The sequence below is a fragment of the Cyanobacteriota bacterium genome (genome assembly GCA_025054735.1).
Taxonomy (GTDB): Bacteria; Cyanobacteriota; Cyanobacteriia; order SKYG9; family SKYG9; genus SKYG9.
This window is the reverse complement of the sequence record JANWZG010000048.1, coordinates 10,402-13,499: the sequence shown is the minus strand read 5'-3', so window position 1 is coordinate 13,499 and position 3,098 is coordinate 10,402. Positions and strand designations below refer to the sequence as shown.

Here is a 3,098-nt window from a genome sequence, read left to right as displayed (position 1 = left end):
GCTACCAGGCATGATCCAGCGAGGTCGGGGTGATATTGTCAACATTGGCTCCATTGCTGGACACCAAACCTACCCCAAAGGACATGTATATTGCGCTACTAAGGCAGCGGTTCGTGCTCTGTCTGAGGGGATCAACCAAGACGTTCTAGGCACCCCTGTTCGAGTTAGTGCCGTAGATCCTGGTATGGTCGAAACGGAGTTTAGCCAAGTGCGATTTCATGGCGATCGCGATCGGGCAGCCGCTGTATATCGAGGGATGAAAGCTCTGACTGCTGACGATGTAGCTGAGGTAGTGCTATTTTGCGTGACTCGCCCTCCCCATGTCACCATTAGCGAGGTGCTAGTGTTGCCTACAGATCAAGCTGGGCCATTGCTAGTTCATCGCCGATCGTAAACCTTATGAGCACTGATTCCCTACTCCTACAACCATTTCCTCTATCCATGGCGGAAAACATCGTCTAAAAATCCAGATGTGGTGCATAATGCTCAGGTATTGCTGATTAGACCCGTATTTGTCATGGCTTAACACTGACGTGGAATAACGCCAATGACGTGACCATTAACAATCAACACCTACCTACTCTCATGTCCTTTGTCGGTTTACATATCCACAGTGATTACAGCCTGTTGGATGGAGCTAGCCAGATTCCAGCCCTAGTCGATCGGGTGGTAGAGCTTGGAATGCCAGCCGTTGCCCTGACTGATCATGGCGTTATGTACGGGGCGATCGAACTGCTGAAAACTTGCAATGCCAAGGGCGTGAAACCAATCATTGGCAACGAAATGTATGTCATCAATGGCGACATTGAAAAACAAGAGCGCCGCCCTCGATATCACCAGGTCGTGTTGGCCAAAAATACCCAGGGTTATAAGAACCTAGTCAAGCTAACGAGCATCTCTAATCTCCGAGGTGTTCAGGGCAAGGGGATTTTCTCTCGTCCTTGTATCAACAAAGACTTGCTGGCTCAGTATCGAGAAGGTCTGATTGTTACCAGTGCCTGCCTGGGGGGTGAAGTGCCGCAAGCTATTCTACAAGGTAAACCAGAAGCAGCTCGCAAGGTCGCTCGTTGGTATCAAGAGATCTTTGGTGAGGACTATTATCTAGAGTTGCAAGATCATGGCTCCCAGGAAGACCGTGTAGTCAATGTCGAGTTAGTGCGAATTGCAGAAGAACTGGGTATTGAGCTAATCCTCACCAATGATTCTCACTTCATTTCCTGCTACGACGTTGAAGCCCATGACGCACTACTTTGCATCCAGACAGGCAAGTTAATCACAGACGACAAGCGCTTACGTTACAGCGGCACAGAATACCTAAAGACCGTGGAAGAAATGCGGCAGCTATGTCGAGATCATCTACCAGATGCAGTCATTGAGCAGGCGATCGCTAACACCCTCAAGGTTGCTGACAAGGTAGAACCCTACGATATTCTAGGTGCTCCCCGTTTACCCAACTATCCTGTTCCCGATGGCTATACCCCTGAAACCTACTTGCAAGCAGTTACATGGGAAGGCTTACTTAAGCGTCAGGGCTGTCAGCAACGAGACCAAATAGACCCTGTATATGCTCGGAGACTAGAGTACGAGCTAGATATGATGGCAAAGATGGGCTTCGCTACCTACTTTTTGGTAGTGTGGGACTACATTAAATATGCTCGTGATCATGGTATTCCCGTAGGCCCAGGGCGTGGCTCCGCAGCAGGTTCATTAGTGGCCTATGCCTTAGGTATCACAAACATCGATCCCGTTCACCATGGCTTGCTGTTTGAGCGCTTCCTGAATCCAGAGCGCAAATCAATGCCCGATATTGACACTGATTTCTGCATTGACCGCCGAGACGAAGTTATCCGTTATGTGACTAACAAGTATGGTGCCGATCGCGTCGCCCAGATTATCACCTATAACCGTATGAACTCTAAGGCTGTGCTGCGAGATGTAGCACGAGTGCTGGATATTCCCCTCAAGGAAGCCGATCAGATGGCTAAGCAGATTCCTACACTGCGCGGCAAATCTGCCAAGTTAAAGGAAATGATTGCTGAAGATACCCCTTCTCCTGAGTTTCGCGAGAAATACATCAGCGAGCAAGTCATCCCCAATACTAATCCACCAGTGACCTATCGCCGTTGGATTGACATGGCCATGCGGATTGAGGGCACTAACAAGTCTACTGGTGTTCATGCTGCTGGGGTGGTGATTTCTGCGGATCCTCTGGATGAAGTCATTCCCCTAGAGCGAACCCGTGATGGTGGCATAGTTACGCAATATGCCATGGAAGACATTGAGTCTATGGGGCTATTGAAAATGGACTTTCTAGGGCTAAAGAACCTGACCATGATTCAAAAAACCCTAGAACTAGTGCAGCAAACCCACCACATCACCTTGGACTTAGACAAACTAGCGCTGGATGATGATCCTGTCTATGGGTTGCTTGCGAGGGGAGATTTGGAAGGCATCTTTCAATTGGAATCATCGGGAATGCGCCAGATTGTGCGTGACCTTAAGCCGTCTAACTTGGAGGATATTTCCTCAGTGTTAGCGCTTTATCGTCCTGGCCCGTTGGATGCTGGTCTTATCGACAAGTTCATTCGCCGTAAACACGGTCGAGAAGCGATCGACTATCCCCACCAGATCCTAGAACCCATCCTGAAGGAAACCTACGGAGTCATGGTCTACCAAGAGCAGATTATGAGAATTGCTCAAGATATGGCGGGTTACTCCCTGGGTCAAGCAGATCTGTTGCGCCGGGCAATGGGTAAGAAAAAACCGGCTGAAATGCAAAAACACCAAGAAACCTTTATCCAGGGATCCGTTGCCAATGGCGTGCCCCAAAAGGTAGCAGAAGAGCTGTGGGAGCAGATGGTGCAGTTTGCTGAATATTGCCTCAGCTACGAGACCCCTGTGCTAACGGTAGAGTATGGGGCAATGCCGATCGGCCTGTTGGTGGAGGAAGAGATTCCCTGTCATGTCTACAGTATGGACGAGTTTGGCCATGTAGTTGTGCAGCCGATCGCTCAGTGGCACTACAGAGGGGAGCAAACCTTAGTGGAATATCAGTTAGAAGATGGATCCATAATTCGGGCTACCCCTGATCACAAATT

Annotated in this window: 2 protein-coding genes; both read left to right on the top strand. The window is 49.3% G+C overall.

The features are described from left to right. The coding region (locus tag NZ772_03990; GenBank protein ID MCS6812719.1) for an SDR family NAD(P)-dependent oxidoreductase at positions 1–394 on the top strand (394 nt) is incomplete at its 5' end. A 191-nt stretch (positions 395–585) separates the two neighbouring features. Then, positions 586–3,098, top strand: a 2,513-nt coding sequence (locus NZ772_03985; protein MCS6812718.1) for a DNA polymerase III subunit alpha, incomplete at its 3' end; no start/stop codon positions are given.